The organism is Haloferax sp. AS1, assembly GCF_014530665.1.
Taxonomy (GTDB): domain Archaea; phylum Halobacteriota; class Halobacteria; order Halobacteriales; family Haloferacaceae; genus Haloferax; species Haloferax volcanii.
Window position 1 is genome coordinate 990,903 of sequence record NZ_SPSA01000001.1, and the last position, 15,569, is coordinate 1,006,471.

Consider the following 15,569-nt stretch of genomic DNA (forward strand, 5'->3'; position numbering starts at 1 on the left):
GAAGTGTTTAAAGTTCGTCCGGGTCGACGGTGAGTCGAACGTCGACGGCCTTCACGCCGTCCGGCAGCGCGACGAGCGGGTTGATGTCGAGTTCGAGGATGGCCGGGAAGTCGGTGACGAGCTGGGAGAGTCGCTGGATGGTCTCCGTGATACCGCCGATGTCCACCGGGTCGTTCCCGCGGGCCCCGCGGAGCATCGGCGCGGCGTCGATTTCCTTCGTCATGTCTTCCGCTTCCGTCTCGGAGACGGGCGCGACGCGGAACGTCGTGTCCTCGAGGATTTCCACGAAGATGCCGCCGAGGCCGAACATCATGAGCGGGCCGAACTGCGGGTCGCGGTTCATGCCGACGATGGTCTCGACGCCGTCGTCGAGGTTCACCATCTCTTGGACCTGCACGCCGAGGATGTTGGCGTCGGGCTGGTAGTTCTTCGCGCGGGTGATGAGGTCCTCGTAGGCGTCGTAGACGTCCTCGTTTTCGACGCCGACCTTGACGCCGCCGATGTCGGACTTGTGGAGGATGTCCGGGCTGACGATTTTCATCACGACGTTGCCGTCGATGTCCTCCGCGACTTCGAGCGCGTCGGCGGGGTCGTCGACGATGTCGCCGGCCGGCGTCTCGATGCCGTAGGCGTCGAGCAGTTCCATCGCTTCGACGCCGAGGCGAGTCTCGTCGCGGTCCTCGACGGTTTCGAGGATTTCCCGGGCGCGCTCGCGGTCCACGTCGAACTCGGTGGGCGCGTCGTACTCGCGCTGGCGGATGTCGGCGTACTCCGAGAGCGCTTCGAGGCCGTCGACGGCGCGCGAGGGGTCGAAGTAGTTCGGGATGCCGGCGTCTTTCATCACGTCGGAGGCGGCATCGACGCGCTCGCCGCCCATGAAGCAGGCGGCGATGGGTTTGTCGTACTCCTGTTGGAGTTCGACGGTGTCGGCGGCGAGTTGGTTGTAGTCGAGGACGGCCGTCGGACAGGTCAAGACGAGCGCCATGCCGACGTTGTCGTCGGCGAGCGCCACGTCGAGGGCCTCCTTGAACCGGGCGTTGTCGGCGTCACCGACGATGTCGACCGGGTTGTAGATGTTCCCCTCGGCGGGGAGCGACTCGGAGAACGCTTCGAGCGTCTCGTCGGTGAAGTCGGCCATCTGGAGTTCCGACTCGCCGATGGCGTCGGTCGTCATGACGCCGGGGCCGCCGGCGTTCGTGATGACGGCCACGTCCTTGTTCTCGGGGAGCGGCTGGTCGCCCAGCACGCGGGCGGTGTCGAACAGGTGCTGGACGGAGTCCGCGCGGATGACGCCCGCCTGTTCGAGGCCGGCCTCGTAGGCGGCGTCGGAGCCGGCGATGGTGCCGGTGTGCGAGGAGGCTGCCTGCGCGCCGGCGTCGGTCTTGCCGGACTTGACGAGGACGATGGGCGTGTCCTTCGTCACGTCGCGGGCGGAGTCGATGAACTCGCGACCCGCCGAGATGCCTTCGAGGTAGCCGATGATGACCTCGGTGTCGGGGTCGTCGTTCCACGCCTCGATGAAGTCGGCCTCGTCGAGGACGGCCTTGTTACCCAAAGAGACGATGTCCTTGAAGCCGATGTCCTCGTCGTTAGCCCAGTCGATGACGGCCGTGATGAACGCGCCCGACTGGCTCATGAAGGACATGTTGCCGTCGAGGGCCATGTCGGGGCCGAACGTCGCGTTCATGCCCACGTCCGTGTTCATGATGCCCAGACTGTTCGGGCCGACGACGTTGAGGTCGTACTCCTCCGCGATGTCGCGGAGTTCCTGCTCGCGGGCGGCACCCTCGCTGCCCGTCTCGCCGAAGCCGGCGGTGATGACGACCACGTTCTGGATGCCCGCCTCCCCGGCGGACTTCATCGCCGGCAGGACGACCTTCGGAGGGACGACGATGACCGCGAGGTCGGCGTCCGTCTCGCCGACGTCGCCGTAGCACTGGAGGCCGAACAGTTCGTCGTACTTGGGGTTGACCGGAACGACCTCACCGTCGAACTCGTCGATGAGGTTGTCCATGATTGCCCGTCCGATTGCTCCTTCGCGCTCGGTCGCACCGACCACCGCGATTCGGTTCGGCGCGAACAATTCGGATAGCTCTCCCATTGGTTGTTGATTCCCGTCATTGACTGATAAACTCGGTGGTGTGGGCGCTCTCACGGCCTTTGGTGGCACGATACAGTAGCGCAATTAATCGGGAGGGTTCGTGATTTATACCACAGAATTGGGCCGAATACGCTCGTCAAGTGGGGGGTATCGACGCCGGCCCGTGGCGGCCAAACATATAACTCCGTTGCCTGAAAACGACGGGCCATGTCCCCACCACCGGACGACACGCCACTCCACCGGACCGCGGGCGCGAAAGTCGCCGTCGCGGTGTTCCTCGCGCTGACGCTCGCCTACGCGCTTCTCATCGCCCAGCAAGTCCTCGCGTGGGTGTTTCTCGTCGTCATCGTCGTCGTCATCTGGTACGCCGCCAGACTCGTCGTCGCCATGGAGGAAATCGCGACGCAGCTCGGCCGTCTCGCCGACGAACGCACCGGTTCTCGCGGCCGGGGCGACGAATCAAGCTGAGATTAAATCACGGCCGACGCGCTCGAACCAGAGACCGTCTCGCCCGCGAGTCGGCCGGTCGAGAAATCAAAGATCAACCGATAGAATCGCCAGTTCGTCCGTTTTCCCCGAGTATCGGAGAAACCGGAGGGTTCCGATTACGAGATGATTTTATTCACGGTTCTTGTATTCTTAACTAACTTCGGGGAGCGCGACGTTCCACCCGCAACAATGTACCCGTTACAAGTCACGCTGACCGAGTCCATCGCAGAGTTGACCAACGCCGTGCTCGCGTTCGTCCCGCGGCTCGTGGGCGCGCTGTTGATTCTCATCGTCGGCTGGTTCATCGGCAGCATCGCGGCCCGGCTCATCACGCGGGTCGCCGACCGCGTCGAAGTCGACAAGGCCGTGTTGGCGACGCCCGTCGGGAAGATTCTCGGCGGGACCGAAAAGGCCGTCTCGGGCGCGTTCGGGACGCTCGGCAAGTGGTTCGTCTACGCTATCGCCGTGCTCGCGGCCGCCGACGTGCTCGCGGTCGACCTGTTTTCCGAATGGGTCTCGACCGCGGCGTCGTACGCGCCGTCGTTCGTGGCCGGCCTGCTCGTCATCGTCCTCGGATTCGTCGTCGCCGACTTCATCGGTGACGCCATCACCCGGACCCGCGCGGCGACCGAGACGCCGTACACGAGCGTCTTCGCGGTCGGCACCCGGATGTTCCTCTACTTCACCGCCGTCGTCATCGGTCTGAGCACGATGGGCATCGACGTGGCCATCCTGTTCACCATCGCGCAGGCGTTCGCGTGGGGCATCGCCGCGGCCCTCGCCATCGGCGTCGGCGGCGCGGTCGCCTTCGGCGCGCGCGACTACGTCTCGGCCAACGTCGAGCGCTGGATGGGGTCGGCCCGCTCCGTCGCGGCCACCCCCGTCTCGCCTATGGGCGGCGACACCGACTCACCCGAGGGCGCGTCGCCGGCCGACGACTGACCGCAGAGTCCCGATATATCAGAATATCTATCTCATCTTCCTGTCGGAGTTTTTGGCCCGTCTAAACTGTCTGAGGCTTGCTACCCGCAACTCAAATATTTAGGCGAGCCAAAAATATCTGGTATATGATAATACTTATCGGCGCCGAGTGGCTACGTTCGGTATGGACCAGTTTGCCGCTCTCACGTTCGTCTTTCTCGCGGGGCTCGTCACGGCCATCGCGACCGGGGTCGGCGCGATTCCGTTCTTCTTCGTCTCGGACGTGAGCGACCGCTGGAACGTGGCGCTGTGGGGCGTCGCCTCGGGCATCATGGTGTCGGCGTCGCTGTTCGGCCTCGTCTTCGAGGGACTCGCGAACGGGACGCCGCTCCAACTCGGCATCGGAATGCTCGCCGGCGTCGCGCTCGTCCTCGTCGCCCATCACGTCATCGAGGGCGCGGAGGTCAACCCCAAGCAGTACGAGGAGGCCGACTTCCGCAAACTGCTGTTGATTCTCGGCATCCTCACCGTCCACAGCTTTCCCGAGGGCGTCGCCGTCGGCGTCTCGTTTGCCGACCTCGGCCTCGACGGCGGCTTCCAGCTGTTCGGCTTCGTCGTCCCGCTGCTCGCGGTGTTCATGACTATCGCCATCTCGATTCACAACGTCCCCGAGGGGCTGGCCATCTCCATCCCGCTGCGGTCGATGAACGTCTCGAACTGGAAGCTCGTCTGGTGGGCCATCTTCTCCAGTCTGCCCCAGCCCATCGGCGCGGTCATCGCGTTCTACTTCGTCCGCATCGCCCGGGAGTTCCTCCCGTTCGGCTTCGGCTTCGCGGCGGGCGCGATGGTGTTTCTCGTCCTCACGGAGTTCATCCCCGAGGCGCTCGAACTCGGAAAGCGCCTCCCGCGCGGCGGCCGGGTCGAACTGCTCGCCGGCCTCGTCGCCGGCTTCGCCGTCATGGTCCCGCTGGCGTTCATCTGAGCGCGGCGGACCCGCCACGACGGCCCAGACGCGTGGCTCTCGCTTTCGACTCGGAACGACAGAGAAAACTGTGAACCGCGAGCCGCGAACGCGGCTTAGTGCGAGTGACCGAGCGCGTCCGACAGCGGAACGCCGAAGCGCTCCTCGAACAGCTCTTCCATCTGTTCGTTGATTTCAGCGATGTCGGCCGGCGCGCCGCCCTCGCTGTGGTGCGCGACGACGTGTGCCTGCTGTGCGAACGCCTGCACGACCACGTCGGCGACGACGTCGGTCGGGTCTTCGCCCTGCTCCGCGAAGATGTCGACGAGGCCCGCGGGGAGTTCCAGCGCTTCGGTGTCTCCGCCCGGTCCCTCGATGGTGTACGTCTCAGTTTCGACCATGCCACCACGTGGGGTCGGCCGCGGGTTAAGGCTTGAGTTTGCGGGCGCGCCGGACGCCCTCGGGGAGCGCTCCGAGCACACCCGTGAGCCACGGTTGCCGCGCTGCGCGTCGCGGCGCGGTCGCGCGTCTCCGCCTCAGTCGGTCCGCGGAATCGCAACCGTCCCCGCCGCGAAGAAGACGACCGCGAGGGCCGCGAGAACCGCGAGGTTGGTGAGCCAGTCGCCGCCGCCGTAGGTGAGCGCCCGGACGCCGCGGGCGAAGTACGTGAGCGGCGAGAGATTCAGCGCGGGGACGAACCACGCCGGGAGCAGGTCGGGCGTCACGAACGTCTCCGAGAGGAACAACAGGGGCAGCGCGATGGCGTTGCTCGCGGCGATGACGCCGTCCTGCGAGTCCGCGACGCTCCCGATGACGGCCCCGAGGCCGCAAAACAGCGTCACGCCGAGCGCGACGAAGGGGACGATTGCGAGCGTCGCGGGCGTCAGCGGAATCGACGCGCCCGTCACGAGCGCCGACAGCGCGAGGAGCAACAGCGCCGCGAGGCCGATGACGACGACGTTGACGAGCGAGTGCGCGAGGAGCCACTCGGCGCGCGACAGCGGCGTCGTCGCCAGCTTCTCGAAGCGACTCCCCTCGCGGTGGCGCGCGATGGTGCTGCCGACCCGCGACAGCGGGGTGAACAGCACGACGACCGCGAGGTAGCCGGCGATGTAGTACTCCTTCGGCTCGGCGAACAGGCCGCCGCCGGTCGGCTGGGTCTGCACGAGCGCCCCGAAGATGACGACGATGATGGCGGGGAAGAAGAACGTGAAGAAGACCGCCGTCCGCCGCCGGAGGAACGAGTGCCACGAGGCGACGAACTCCGAGCGGACGCGGGCGGCGAGGCTCATCTGTCACCTCCGACCGCGGCGGCCGCGGCGGGACGGGCCGCCTCGAACTGCTCGCCGGTCAAAGAGAGGTAGACCTCTTCGAGGCCGGGCTGTTTCCAGACGAGCGACTCGTAGACGACGCCCGCGTCGTCGAAGGCGGCGACCACGTCGCCGATGTCGCGCGGGCCGACGCCGTGGACGGTGATGCCGTCGCCCGACACCGTCGCGTCGAGCGCGGCCGGGAGCGACACCGAGCCGAGGGCCGCGTCGGCATCGGCGTCGCCGTCGGTTCGGACGACGAGGCGGCTCTCGCCGCCGTACTCGGTGACGAGGGCGTCCGGCTGGCCGACCGTGACGAGTTCGCCCGCGTTGAGCAGGCCCACGCGGTCGGCGAGGCGCTCTATCTCCGCCATGGAGTGGCTGGTGAGAAACACCGTCGTCCCGCCGGCGGCGAGGTCTTCGACGAGTCCCCACAGCGACCGGCGGCCCGCCGGGTCGATGCCGGTGGTCGGCTCGTCCAAGAACAGCACGTCGGGGTCGTTGACGAGCGTCAGCGCGATGCAGGCGCGGCGCTGTTGGCCGCCCGAGAGGTTCTCGTACCACGTGTCGGCGGCGTCTGCGAGGCCGACCTCGTCGAGCACCGCGTCGGGGTCGCGGGCGTCGTCGTACAGCCCCGCGTAGTAGGCCACGAGTTCGCGGGCGGTGAGCCGACCCGCGGGCCGGAACTCCTGCGGGAGGACGCCGAGGCGCTGGCGGTCCACCTCGGTCGGGTCGCGTCCGAGGATGGCCGCCGACCCCGAGTCAACCGCGGTCGTGCCCGTGAGGGCGCGAACCAGCGTCGTCTTCCCCGCGCCGTTCGGACCGATGAGGCCGAAGACCTCCCCCGCGGCGACCGACAGGGAGACGCCCGAGAGCGCCTCCACGTCGCCGTAGGACTTCCTGAGGCCGTCGGCGGCGAGTACCTCGTCCATGTCGTACCCGTCGTCACTATCGGGTGGTAAGAGATTCGGAATCGCCGCTCGATTCGAGTCGCGGGGCCGGCGGACGAGCGCGGGGCCCTAACCGACCCGACCGCAGCAAGCCTTACTCCGCTCGCGCTGTACTACGTTGACATGAACGGGTCCCGACGCGAGTTCCTCGCCGCGACCGGCGCGGCTCTCTTGGGCGGCTTCGCGGGCTGTGCGAGCGCACCGACCGACGACGCCGGAGCGACGACCGACAGCGACGCGACGACCGGCGAGACCGACGGCTCGACCGCGACCGCAGATTCCGGGGGCGGCGGCTCGCTCGCGGGCCTCGAAGTCGCCTACGAGACGGTGGCGACCGGGTTCGCCTCGCCGGTCGACGTGGCCATCCCCGAGGCGTTCGGCGGGAGCCGACGGTTCGTCGTCGACCAGCCCGGTCGAATCTGGTTGCACGACGACTCTGGACTGCGAAGCGAATCGTATCTCGACATCACCGACCGCGTCGTCGACGTCGGCGGCTACGACGAGCGCGGCTTCCTCGGCGTCGCTTTCCACCCCGAGTTCTCCGACAACGGGCGGCTCTACCTCCGGTACAGCGCCCCGCGGCGACCGGGAACGCCCTCCGACGACAGCCACACGTTCGTCTTGAGCGAACTGACGGTCGACCCCGAAGCGACGACCGTCTCGGCCGACGCCGAGCGGACGCTGCTCGAACTCCCGCAACCCCAGTCGAACCACAACGCCGGAGCCGTCGCGTTCGGCCCGGACGGCTATCTCTACGTCGCCACGGGCGACGGCGGCGGCGCGAACGACGAGGGGCGCGGCCACATCGACGACTGGTACGACGCCGTGCCGGGCGGCAACGGACAGGACGTGACCGAGAACCTCCTCGGGAGCGTCCTCCGCATCGACGTGGACTCGACCGGCGGCGTCTCGGGCGACGACGACCGGCCCTACGGAATCCCCGAGGATAACCCGCTCGTCGGCTCCGACGGCCGCGACGAGCAGTACGCGTGGGGGTTCAGAAACCCGTGGCGGCTCTCGTTCGACGGCGAGGACTGCTACGTCGCCGACGTGGGACAGGGCGCGTGGGAGGAGGTGAACCTCTTGGAGCGCGGCGGCAACTACGGCTGGAACGTCCGCGAGGGCGCACACTGCTTTCGCGCGGGCGACTGCCCGACCGAGACGCCCGACGGCGCGCCGCTCATCGACCCGGTGCTGGAGTACCCCCACAGCGGCGACGGGCCGTCCGGGGTGGCCGTCATCGGCGGCCACGTCTACCGCGGCGAGGCGATTCCGGACCTCTCGGGCGCGTACGTCTTCGCCGACTGGCAGTCCGAGGGCAGACTGTTCGCCGCCCGCCCGAGCGAGTCGCGCCCGTGGGACATCGCGGAGCTACCCGTGACGGACCGCGACGACGGCGGGACGAACGTCCTCGCGTTCGGCCGCGACCCCGACGGCGAACTGTACGTCTGCACCAGCGACCGAGGGGTCGTGACCGGGTCGTCGGGCGCGCTGAACCGGCTGTCCGGGGTGTGACGGCCCGAGTCGAGAACTCAAATCACACTCTGCTCAGGCGTCGCCGTCGACGTTGACCCGCCTGCCGGTCGTCGCTGACTCGTAGGCCGCCTCGGTCAGCGCGGTCACCCGCAGGGCGTCCTCGGCCGGGATGGCGAGGTCGGCTTCGTCGCGCGCGGCGTCCACGAAGTTCCGGAGCTTCTTCCGGGTCAGCTCCTCGAAGTCGGGCGTCGGCGGCGCGGCGGTGTAGGTCGTTCCGCTCTCCGTCACCTCGATGGTCTCGCCGTCGAAGGCGACCATCCCCTCGGTTCCGATGACGCGGAGCGACTCGCCCGGCTCGGGGACGCTCTGTCCGTCGCCGGAGACGCCCACGCTCGCGGTGAGGCGGTCGCCGTCGCGGTCGAGGACGACCGCGAGCGCCGAGTTCACGTCCACGTCGTGGCCGCGGTGGTCGACCGCCGCGGCGACCGTCACCGGCTTCGAGCGCGTCACCCAGAGCATCGCGTCGAGGAGGTGCGATCCCGAGTCGTACAGTTGGCCGCCGCCCGACAGCGACGGGTCGCCGCGCCACTCGTCTTTCGTCCAGCGAATCCACTCCTGTTCGAGGTGGCAGACCACCATGTGCGGGTCGCCGATGCGGCCGCTGTCGACGACGCGCCGGAGTTCGTGGAACCGCGGGTCGAAGTGGCGCTGGTAGCCGACCGCGAGGGTGAGGCCGCGGTCCTCGGCGCGGTCGATGAGCGCCCGCGCGCCGCCGAGGTCGGTCACCATCGGTTTTTCGAGGTGGACGTGGAGGTCGGCGTCGAGCGCGGCGAGCGCCTGGTCGAAGTGCTCGGTGTGCGGCGAGGCGATGGTCACCGCGTCGAGGAACTCGGCGTCCAGCAGTTCCGCGGCCGTCTCGTAGGTCGGCACGTCGAACTCGCCTCCGAACCGCTCGCGCACCTCGTCGTCGGGGTCGACGCCGGCGACGACGCGCACTCCCTCCAGTTCGTTGAGGAGGCGACACTCCAGCATCCCGAGGCTTCCGAGGCCGATACCTGCGACTCTGAACATGGCGTATCAGTCGCGCGGAAGCCGCAAAAGCGTGCGGGCGAGTCGCAAGGGGTTCCCGGGTGGCTCGTGTGGGTCGGCCGTGAACGACGCAGTCCGCCAGCGGTTCGCCGTCGTGCTCGCGTTGGTCGGTGTGGCGCTCCACGTTACGGCCCTCGCCGCGAATCCGTCGCAGGGATTCGTCACCGAGGGATTCGCGGTTCTGTTGCTCGCGGTCGCGGTCGGCGGCGCACCGGTCGCGCGCGACCTGCTCGCGGCGGACGTGGCCCCCGCCGAATCGCCCGACGCCGACGAACAACGCTGAACCGCTCGCCGCTACTCACACGCTTTAGTCGCCGGCCGTCGTGGCATCGACCATGAGCCTCGACTATCGACGACTCGGGTCGACCGGCACCCGCGTCTCGGAACTGTGCTTCGGCACGTGGCGATTCGGCCGCAAGAGCAGCGGCGTCCTGGAGACCGACGAGGAGGAGGCCCACGAACTCCTCGACGCGTTCGAGGAGCGCGGCGGGAACTTCATCGACACCGCCAACGTCTACGGGAATCCGAACGGGACCTCCGAAGAGTACATCGGCAACTGGCTGGCCGAGCGCGACCGCGAGGACTACGTGCTCGCCTCGAAGGTGTACTTCCCGTTCGACGAGGACAACCCCAACGGGCGCGGCCTCTCGCGGACCCACATCCGCAACCAAATCGAGGGCACGCTCGACCGACTCGACACCGACTACCTCGACCTCTACTACATCCACCGCTGGGACGAGGAGACGCCCATCGAGGAGACGCTCCGGACGCTCAACGGCCTCGTCGAGGAGGGGAAAGTCAACTACCTCGGCGCGTCCACGATGGCCTCGTGGCAACTCACGAAGGCGCTGTGGAAGTCCGACGTCAACGACTACGCCCGGTTCGACGTGACGCAGCCGCTGTTCCACGCCGGCTACTACGAGGACGTGAAAGACTACCTCGACGTGTGCGGCGACCAGGACATCGCGGTCTGTCCGTACTCGCCGCTCGCGGGCGGCTTCCTCACGGGCAAATACGAGCGCGCCGACCCCGACGACCCGACCGAGTACGTCGCGCCTGACGGCGCGCGCGGCTCGTTCGACGAGCGCTTCGACCGGTTCTACGTCTCCGAGCGCGGCTGGAAGGTGCTCGACGAGATTCGCGCCGTCGCCGACGAGGTCGACGCCAGCCCCGCGCAGGTCGCGCTCCGCTGGCTGATGGACTACCCCGAGGCGACGGTCGTCCCCATCGTCGGCGCGCGAACGACCGACCAGCTCGACGAGAACGTCGGCGCGGCCGACGTGGACATCTCGACCGACCAGTGGGAGCGCATCATGAACGCCCGCTACGACGAAGACGGCCGGCGCTGGGGCCACTGAGCGGCTGCGGGCGATTGCGGGCGATTACGGGCGACCGTCAGCGACCGACCGATTCCGGCTTTTTTCACGCGATGCCGAGGTCTCGGAGGAAGTCGCAGACGACGTGGACGTAGAGCACGACCGCGAGGAACGCCGCGAGCGAGTCGAGTCCCGAGAGCGCGAGCGCGCCGACCGCGACGCCGCCGACGAGGTGGTGGCTCAGGAGGCGTTTGCGGTCGAACTCGGTGTCGAACTCCTCGAACACTCGCTCTTGGTCGAGGAGGCCGACCCGCGGGTTCGTCACCGCGAGCCGCAGGTTCGCCCAGTCGCCGCGCTGGACGCGGGCGATGACGAAGTGGTCGAGGTCGACGAAGACGCTCGCGAACACCGCGCCGGCGACGAGAAGCGGCAGGCTCCCCGGCGGGTCCACGGCGACCGCGGCGACCGCCCCGGCGACCGCGCCGACGGCGGCGTGTTCGAGTGACTTCACGGGTCGCCCCGCTCAGCCGACGTGCGGGCGGACCCGCCGGAGCACGAGGTCCGGGTCGAACTCGTCTTCCGACTTGTCCCAGACGCGCTCGCCGTCGACGATGACGGTGAGGACGCCGTGGTCGCCCGTGACGAGCGCCACGCGGTCGAGTCGGTCGCCGAACTGTTCGAGCAGCGCGTGCTGGAGCGTCTCGGCGCGGTCGAGGAAGCCGCAGGGGACGCAGTATTCGATTTCGACCTGGGTCATACGCGGACGTTCACGGCGCGCGGGTAAAAGCGAGGGGGCGGGTCGTGAGTGTGCCCGCGGGAGCGACCCCGCCTACTTCCCGAAGCCGGGGCGCCACCGGAGGAGCACCACGGTGACGAGGAAGACCAGCGTCGAGAGGTCGTACGAGAGCGTCGTCACGGTCGCCGCGACCGCGGTTCCGCTGCCGAAGACGCTCGTGGCGACCGACGCGAGGACGGGCCACGAACACGAGACGCAGGAGAACAGGCCGACGACGCCGGAGACGGCCGCGCCCGCCGCCTCGACGACCGTGTCGTAGACGAGGAACGCGAGCGCCGCGTAGCCGACCACCCGCGCCGGCATGAGCACGAGGTTGAACAGGTCGCCGCCGTAGACGAGCGCCGGCCCCCATCCCGGCGGGAGGAAGGCGACGCGGACGCCGCTCGCGCCGCCGGGCACGGGCGAGGTGACGAGGCCGCCGGCGACCGCGAGGAGCGCGAAGTAGCCGACAGCGACGGCGGCCGCCTTGCGCTTCGTCGCGGTCGAGGCGGGTGCCACGTCGGTGTCGAACAGGACCCAGAGGCCGACGATGACCCACGCGACGCCGTAGACGGCGTAGCGTGGCGCGCCGACGCTCGCCTCGGTGAAAAGCAGGTAGACGAACGCCAGAATCAGCGTCGTGTTCACGGCGAAGGCGGCGCGGAGCAGACTGGCCCGCGAGGGGCGGGGAAGTGCGGATGCGGTTGCCATGTGTGTGGGTGGTGTCGCAGGCGGTTCTCAGATGGCGAGCGTGTCGACGACGATGGCGAGCAGCAACATCCCGAGGTAGGCGTTCGAGGCGTGGAACGCCCGGAAGGCGGCGGTGTCGTCGCGCTCGTAGTGCAGGCGCACGACGAAGTAGAGGAACGCGCCGCCGAAGAGGATGCTCGTCACGAGGTAGACGACTCCGAGGGCGTCCATGACCGCGAGGCCGGCGGCGGCGACGAGCGTCGCGCCGAGCCACCAGAGGATGTGCTTTCGCGTCTCGGTCTCGCCGCGGACGACGGGCATCATCGGGAAGCCGCCGCGGGCGTAGTCGTCCTTGTAGGCCAGCGCGAGGTTGTAGAAGTGCGCGGGCGTCCACATGAAGATGACCACGGCGAGGACGACGCCGCCGAGGCCGACGTCGCCGGTGACGGCGACCCAGCCGATGAGCGCCGGAAGCGCGCCGGCCGCGCCGCCGATGACGGTGTTCTGGACCGTGTTGGGCTTCAGGATGAGCGTGTAGACGACGCTATAAAAGGCGATGGCGACGACGCCGAGGACGGCCGCGAGCCAGTTGACGGACGCGAACAGCGCCACCGACGCGACCGTCAGGAGCAGACCGAACGCGACCGCGTTGCGGACGGGCACGAGGTCGACCGCGAGCGGCCGGTCGCTGGTCCGTTGCATCCGGCGGTCCACATCGCGTTCGAGGACGTGGTTGAACGTGCCGGACGCGCCGATAGAGAGGACGCCGCCGCCGAGGGTCGCCGCGATGACTTCGGGCGTGAGGCCGGGCGAGACGGTGCCGGCGAGCGCCATCGCCGCCGACGCGACGAGACAGAGGAGCCACATCAGCCGCGGCTTCATGAGCCGGAAGTACGCGTTGACCGTCGCCTTCGCGCGGGCGACCGGGTCGGTCGGGACGGGCGGCCGCTCGCCGTCGTCGGCCGGGGGGCTCATCGACGGGGTGCCGACCGGCGCGTCGTCGGGGTCGCCGGTGGCCGCTTCGAGCGTCCACGCGAGGGCGGCGACGAGGCCGCCGAAGATGACCATCCCGAGGACCAAGTGGAGCGTCGAGAGCGCGGGGCCGACGCCGACGGTGGCGACGACCGCGCCGAGGCCGGCCTGCGCGGGATAGAGCACGGCCGACGCAGTGACGGTCGCTCGCACCCGGCGAGACGTGTCGGCCCGCCACGCCGAGACGAGCGTGGCGACCGTGAGGAGGCCGACGAGGACGGCCGCGACGCGGTGGCCGAGGGCGACCCAGCCGTCGAGCGTCGCGGGGAGCGAAAAGCCGTCGCCGCACGCGGGCCACGCGCTGCACGCGGCGGTCGCGTCCGTGAGCGCGGTCGTCGCGCCGACGATGAGCAAGAGATAGACGCCCATCGCGGTCGCCGCGAGCAGGCCGTGGAACGTGTTCGAATCGCGATTCGTGGCCACGAAATTCACCTACGGACGTGTTGGACCGTCCCGTATTTAGGACCCGCGCTTTTCCGCCTCGCGTTCGGGCGTCGCTCCCCGTGATATGAGGGGGAGGGGTTGATAAACGGCGGGCCGAGAGTCGGTACGCATTTATGCGGTTGTTCCTAAGTCTCGCTCAGCATGAGAAAGACGCGTTTCGCGCTCGCGTCCCTGCTCGCGACGGCCGCGATGGCGCTCGTTGCCACCCCCGCCGCCGCGCAGGCGTCTGCCACGTCGGAACTCATCAACCAGCTGAACGGGGAGCTGCTGTACGTCGCTATCCCGATCACCGTGCTGGTGGAGGTCATCCTCCTTTACACCGTCATCAAGTTCCGCAACAGCGAGCGCGCACTGCCGACCAAGGAGAACCGCCGGCTCGAAATCACGTGGACCATCGCGACAGCGATTATCCTGCTTTTCGTCGGCGTCGCCTCCTACGGCGTGCTGGCCAACGAGAACGTCACGCACCAGGGCAACGACATCGCCATGGACGACGACCCGGTCGTCGTCACGGCGGAGGCCTACCAGTGGGGCTGGAACATGTACTACCCCGAGGAGGGTAACTTCTCGTCCGGCAACGAGATTGTCATCCCCAAGGACCGCCCGGTCTACTTCCAGGTCACCTCAACGGACGTGATACATGGATTCCACGTCCCCGAACTCGCGCTCAAGCAGGACGCGATGCCGGGTTCGACGAACACCATCAAGACCGTCGCCTACGAGGAAGGCACCTACCAGGGCTACTGTACCGAGTACTGCGGCGTCGCGCACTCCCAGATGTACTTCACCGTCGATGTCGTCTCGCAGGACGAGTACCAGAACTGGCTCGACGAACAGCAGTCGGCCAACAGCGAGTCGTCCGGCTCCTCGAACTCTACCGCGACGAACTCCACGCAGTAACGCTTCCTCCCTTCTGTTTCGACGCTCCACCCGAGTGACGACGCTCGCGCTCGTCGCGGTCGGTCGTCGGAGAACTCGTCGCGGGCCGCAGTGCAGTCGGCTATCGTCCGGACGAACGGCGACTCAACAGCGTCGCTCGACGATGCGGTCGATGATGCGACCCGTCGAGAGCAGTTCGTCGTCGTGGCGGAGCTCCCGGGGCGTCGCGCGCGTGACCTCGCAGTCGATGCCGCGGGCGTCGAGGGCGGCTTTGATTCCGTCCTCGTCGTGGTGTTGGTCGTAGCCGAGGACGATAACGTCGGGGTCGATTTCCTCGATGGGGACGAAGATGTCCTCGGCGTGGCCGAGATGCGCCTCGTCGACCACGTCGAGCGCGGCGACCATGTCGCGGCGCTGGCGGCCGTCGAGTATCGGTTTCGGCTTGTGCGTCACGTTCTCGCCGCGGGCGATGATGACGTGGAGTTCGTCGCCGAGCGACGCGGCGTCCGAGAGGTAGTGGACGTGGCCGGGGTGGAGGATGTCGAAGGTTCCCTGCGCGATGACCCGTCTCATCGGTCCAACTCCGCGTCGATGTCGTCCTGCGTGAAGTCGAAGAACGATTCGGGGTCGGGGAGGTCTGCGTCGAGCACGTCGAGGTCGCGGACCTCGCCGGACTGGTCGAACGCCTCCCAGTCGTCGGGACCGTACGGCGAGCCGATGATGATGTGGACCCGGCCGCTCCCGAAGGTGTCGAGGTCGGCGTCGCTCGGTCGGAGGACGCCGTTGGGGTGCGAGTGAATCGACCCGACGGCGCGGAAGTCGTTCGGCACGAGGTCGTTCCTGACGGTCGCGCTGTACGGGTCCGAGACCGTCCCCGGGATGATGAGCACGTCCGTCACGACGTAGCCGTCGCGGTCGACGCCGACCCGTCGGGCCTCCTCGCCGCGGAGGAGTCCCATGTACTCGTTCGGATGCGTCTCCGCAGAGGCTTCGAGCGCGAAGTTGAGGGCGTCGGCCGCGATGCCGACGACCTCCCGCGACCGGAAGAGTCGCATACCGAACCGTCCGCGGGCGCTCCATCTAAGGGTTCCGGAACGCCGAGTCGGTCACCGGAGCGGAACCGCCATACTGAGGTC

General features: G+C 68.4%; 18 protein-coding genes. 7 read left to right on the top strand and 11 right to left on the bottom strand.

The window, feature by feature from the left end:
- Positions 1-7 precede the first annotated feature (7 nt).
- Positions 8-2,101, bottom strand: coding sequence for an acetate--CoA ligase family protein (locus tag E4P24_RS05325; protein ID WP_188148211.1), 2,094 nt, complete (start codon positions 2,099-2,101; stop codon positions 8-10).
- A gap of 207 nt (positions 2,102-2,308) precedes the next feature.
- Between E4P24_RS05325 and E4P24_RS05330 the strand changes: the two genes are divergently transcribed.
- The 3 genes from E4P24_RS05330 (at position 2,309) to E4P24_RS05340 (ending at position 4,493) form a co-directional block, all read left to right on the top strand.
- Entirely contained in the window at positions 2,309-2,569 is a 261-nt protein-coding gene (locus E4P24_RS05330; protein WP_004064088.1) for a hypothetical protein, read from the top strand.
- Between the two features lie 210 nt (positions 2,570-2,779).
- The gene (locus E4P24_RS05335) at positions 2,780-3,532 is read left to right on the top strand and encodes a hypothetical protein (RefSeq protein ID WP_004043941.1); all 753 of its coding nucleotides are present in this window, start codon (positions 2,780-2,782) and stop codon (positions 3,530-3,532) included.
- A 163-nt stretch (positions 3,533-3,695) separates the two neighbouring features.
- Positions 3,696-4,493 (top strand): ZIP family metal transporter, encoded by a 798-nt coding sequence (locus E4P24_RS05340; RefSeq protein WP_115802368.1) that lies wholly within the window; start codon positions 3,696-3,698, stop codon positions 4,491-4,493.
- Between the two features lie 95 nt (positions 4,494-4,588).
- Here E4P24_RS05340 and E4P24_RS05345 read toward each other — a convergent pair whose 3' ends face one another.
- The 3 genes from E4P24_RS05345 to E4P24_RS05355 form a co-directional block, all read right to left on the bottom strand.
- Positions 4,589-4,873 (bottom strand): hypothetical protein, encoded by a 285-nt coding sequence (locus E4P24_RS05345; protein ID WP_006600505.1) that lies wholly within the window; start codon positions 4,871-4,873, stop codon positions 4,589-4,591.
- Positions 4,874-5,008: 135 nt separating this feature from the next.
- On the bottom strand, positions 5,009-5,764 hold the full coding sequence (locus E4P24_RS05350) for an ABC transporter permease (protein ID WP_006600504.1): 756 nt from the start codon (positions 5,762-5,764) through the stop codon (positions 5,009-5,011).
- Positions 5,761-6,714: an ABC transporter ATP-binding protein gene (locus E4P24_RS05355; protein ID WP_006600503.1), complete on the bottom strand. Its 954-nt coding sequence runs from the start codon at positions 6,712-6,714 to the stop codon at positions 5,761-5,763. The genes E4P24_RS05350 and E4P24_RS05355 overlap by 4 nt, the downstream gene beginning before the upstream one ends.
- A gap of 141 nt (positions 6,715-6,855) precedes the next feature.
- Here E4P24_RS05355 and E4P24_RS05360 point away from each other — a divergent pair, with 141 nt between their 5' ends.
- Positions 6,856-8,247 carry a sorbosone dehydrogenase family protein gene (locus E4P24_RS05360; protein ID WP_188148212.1) on the top strand — a complete coding sequence of 464 codons (1,392 nt, stop codon included), beginning with the start codon at positions 6,856-6,858 and terminating at the stop codon, positions 8,245-8,247.
- Between the two features lie 33 nt (positions 8,248-8,280).
- Here E4P24_RS05360 and E4P24_RS05365 read toward each other — a convergent pair whose 3' ends face one another.
- Complete coding sequence (locus tag E4P24_RS05365) at positions 8,281-9,279, bottom strand: Gfo/Idh/MocA family protein (protein WP_115802372.1); 999 nt, start codon at positions 9,277-9,279, stop codon at positions 8,281-8,283.
- Between the two features lie 79 nt (positions 9,280-9,358).
- Between E4P24_RS05365 and E4P24_RS05370 the strand changes: the two genes are divergently transcribed.
- Both E4P24_RS05370 and E4P24_RS05375 read left to right on the top strand, forming a co-directional pair.
- On the top strand, positions 9,359-9,580 hold the full coding sequence (locus tag E4P24_RS05370; RefSeq protein ID WP_188148213.1) for a hypothetical protein: 222 nt from the start codon (positions 9,359-9,361) through the stop codon (positions 9,578-9,580).
- Positions 9,581-9,632: 52 nt separating this feature from the next.
- The gene (locus tag E4P24_RS05375; RefSeq protein ID WP_115802374.1) at positions 9,633-10,655 is read left to right on the top strand and encodes an aldo/keto reductase; all 1,023 of its coding nucleotides are present in this window, start codon (positions 9,633-9,635) and stop codon (positions 10,653-10,655) included.
- A 64-nt stretch (positions 10,656-10,719) separates the two neighbouring features.
- Here E4P24_RS05375 and E4P24_RS05380 read toward each other — a convergent pair whose 3' ends face one another.
- The 4 genes from E4P24_RS05380 to E4P24_RS05395 all read right to left on the bottom strand — a co-directional run bounded on the left by E4P24_RS05380 (position 10,720) and on the right by E4P24_RS05395 (position 13,533).
- Positions 10,720-11,124: a metal-dependent hydrolase gene (locus E4P24_RS05380; protein ID WP_115802375.1), complete on the bottom strand. Its 405-nt coding sequence runs from the start codon at positions 11,122-11,124 to the stop codon at positions 10,720-10,722.
- A gap of 12 nt (positions 11,125-11,136) precedes the next feature.
- Entirely contained in the window at positions 11,137-11,370 is a 234-nt protein-coding gene (locus tag E4P24_RS05385) for a SelT/SelW/SelH family protein (RefSeq protein WP_115802376.1), read from the bottom strand.
- Positions 11,371-11,442: 72 nt separating this feature from the next.
- Positions 11,443-12,099 carry a hypothetical protein gene (locus E4P24_RS05390; RefSeq protein ID WP_115802377.1) on the bottom strand — a complete coding sequence of 219 codons (657 nt, stop codon included), beginning with the start codon at positions 12,097-12,099 and terminating at the stop codon, positions 11,443-11,445.
- A gap of 27 nt (positions 12,100-12,126) precedes the next feature.
- A complete protein-coding gene (locus tag E4P24_RS05395; protein ID WP_006600497.1) occupies positions 12,127-13,533 on the bottom strand; it encodes a heme o synthase in 1,407 nt (468 codons plus the stop codon).
- Between the two features lie 162 nt (positions 13,534-13,695).
- On the opposite strand from E4P24_RS05395, the gene coxB reads away from it, so the two are divergent.
- Positions 13,696-14,454, top strand: coding sequence for a cytochrome c oxidase subunit II (coxB, locus tag E4P24_RS05400; protein ID WP_004064062.1), 759 nt, complete (start codon positions 13,696-13,698; stop codon positions 14,452-14,454).
- Positions 14,455-14,577: 123 nt separating this feature from the next.
- On the opposite strand, the gene E4P24_RS05405 is transcribed toward coxB, so the two are convergent.
- Together E4P24_RS05405 and E4P24_RS05410 are read right to left on the bottom strand one after the other, a co-directional pair.
- Positions 14,578-15,006, bottom strand: a complete 429-nt coding sequence (locus E4P24_RS05405; RefSeq protein ID WP_004064061.1) for an adenylyltransferase/cytidyltransferase family protein — start codon at positions 15,004-15,006, stop codon at positions 14,578-14,580.
- The gene (locus tag E4P24_RS05410; protein ID WP_188148214.1) at positions 15,003-15,488 is read right to left on the bottom strand and encodes a Mov34/MPN/PAD-1 family protein; all 486 of its coding nucleotides are present in this window, start codon (positions 15,486-15,488) and stop codon (positions 15,003-15,005) included. The genes E4P24_RS05405 and E4P24_RS05410 overlap by 4 nt, the downstream gene beginning before the upstream one ends.
- Positions 15,489-15,569 lie beyond the last annotated feature (81 nt).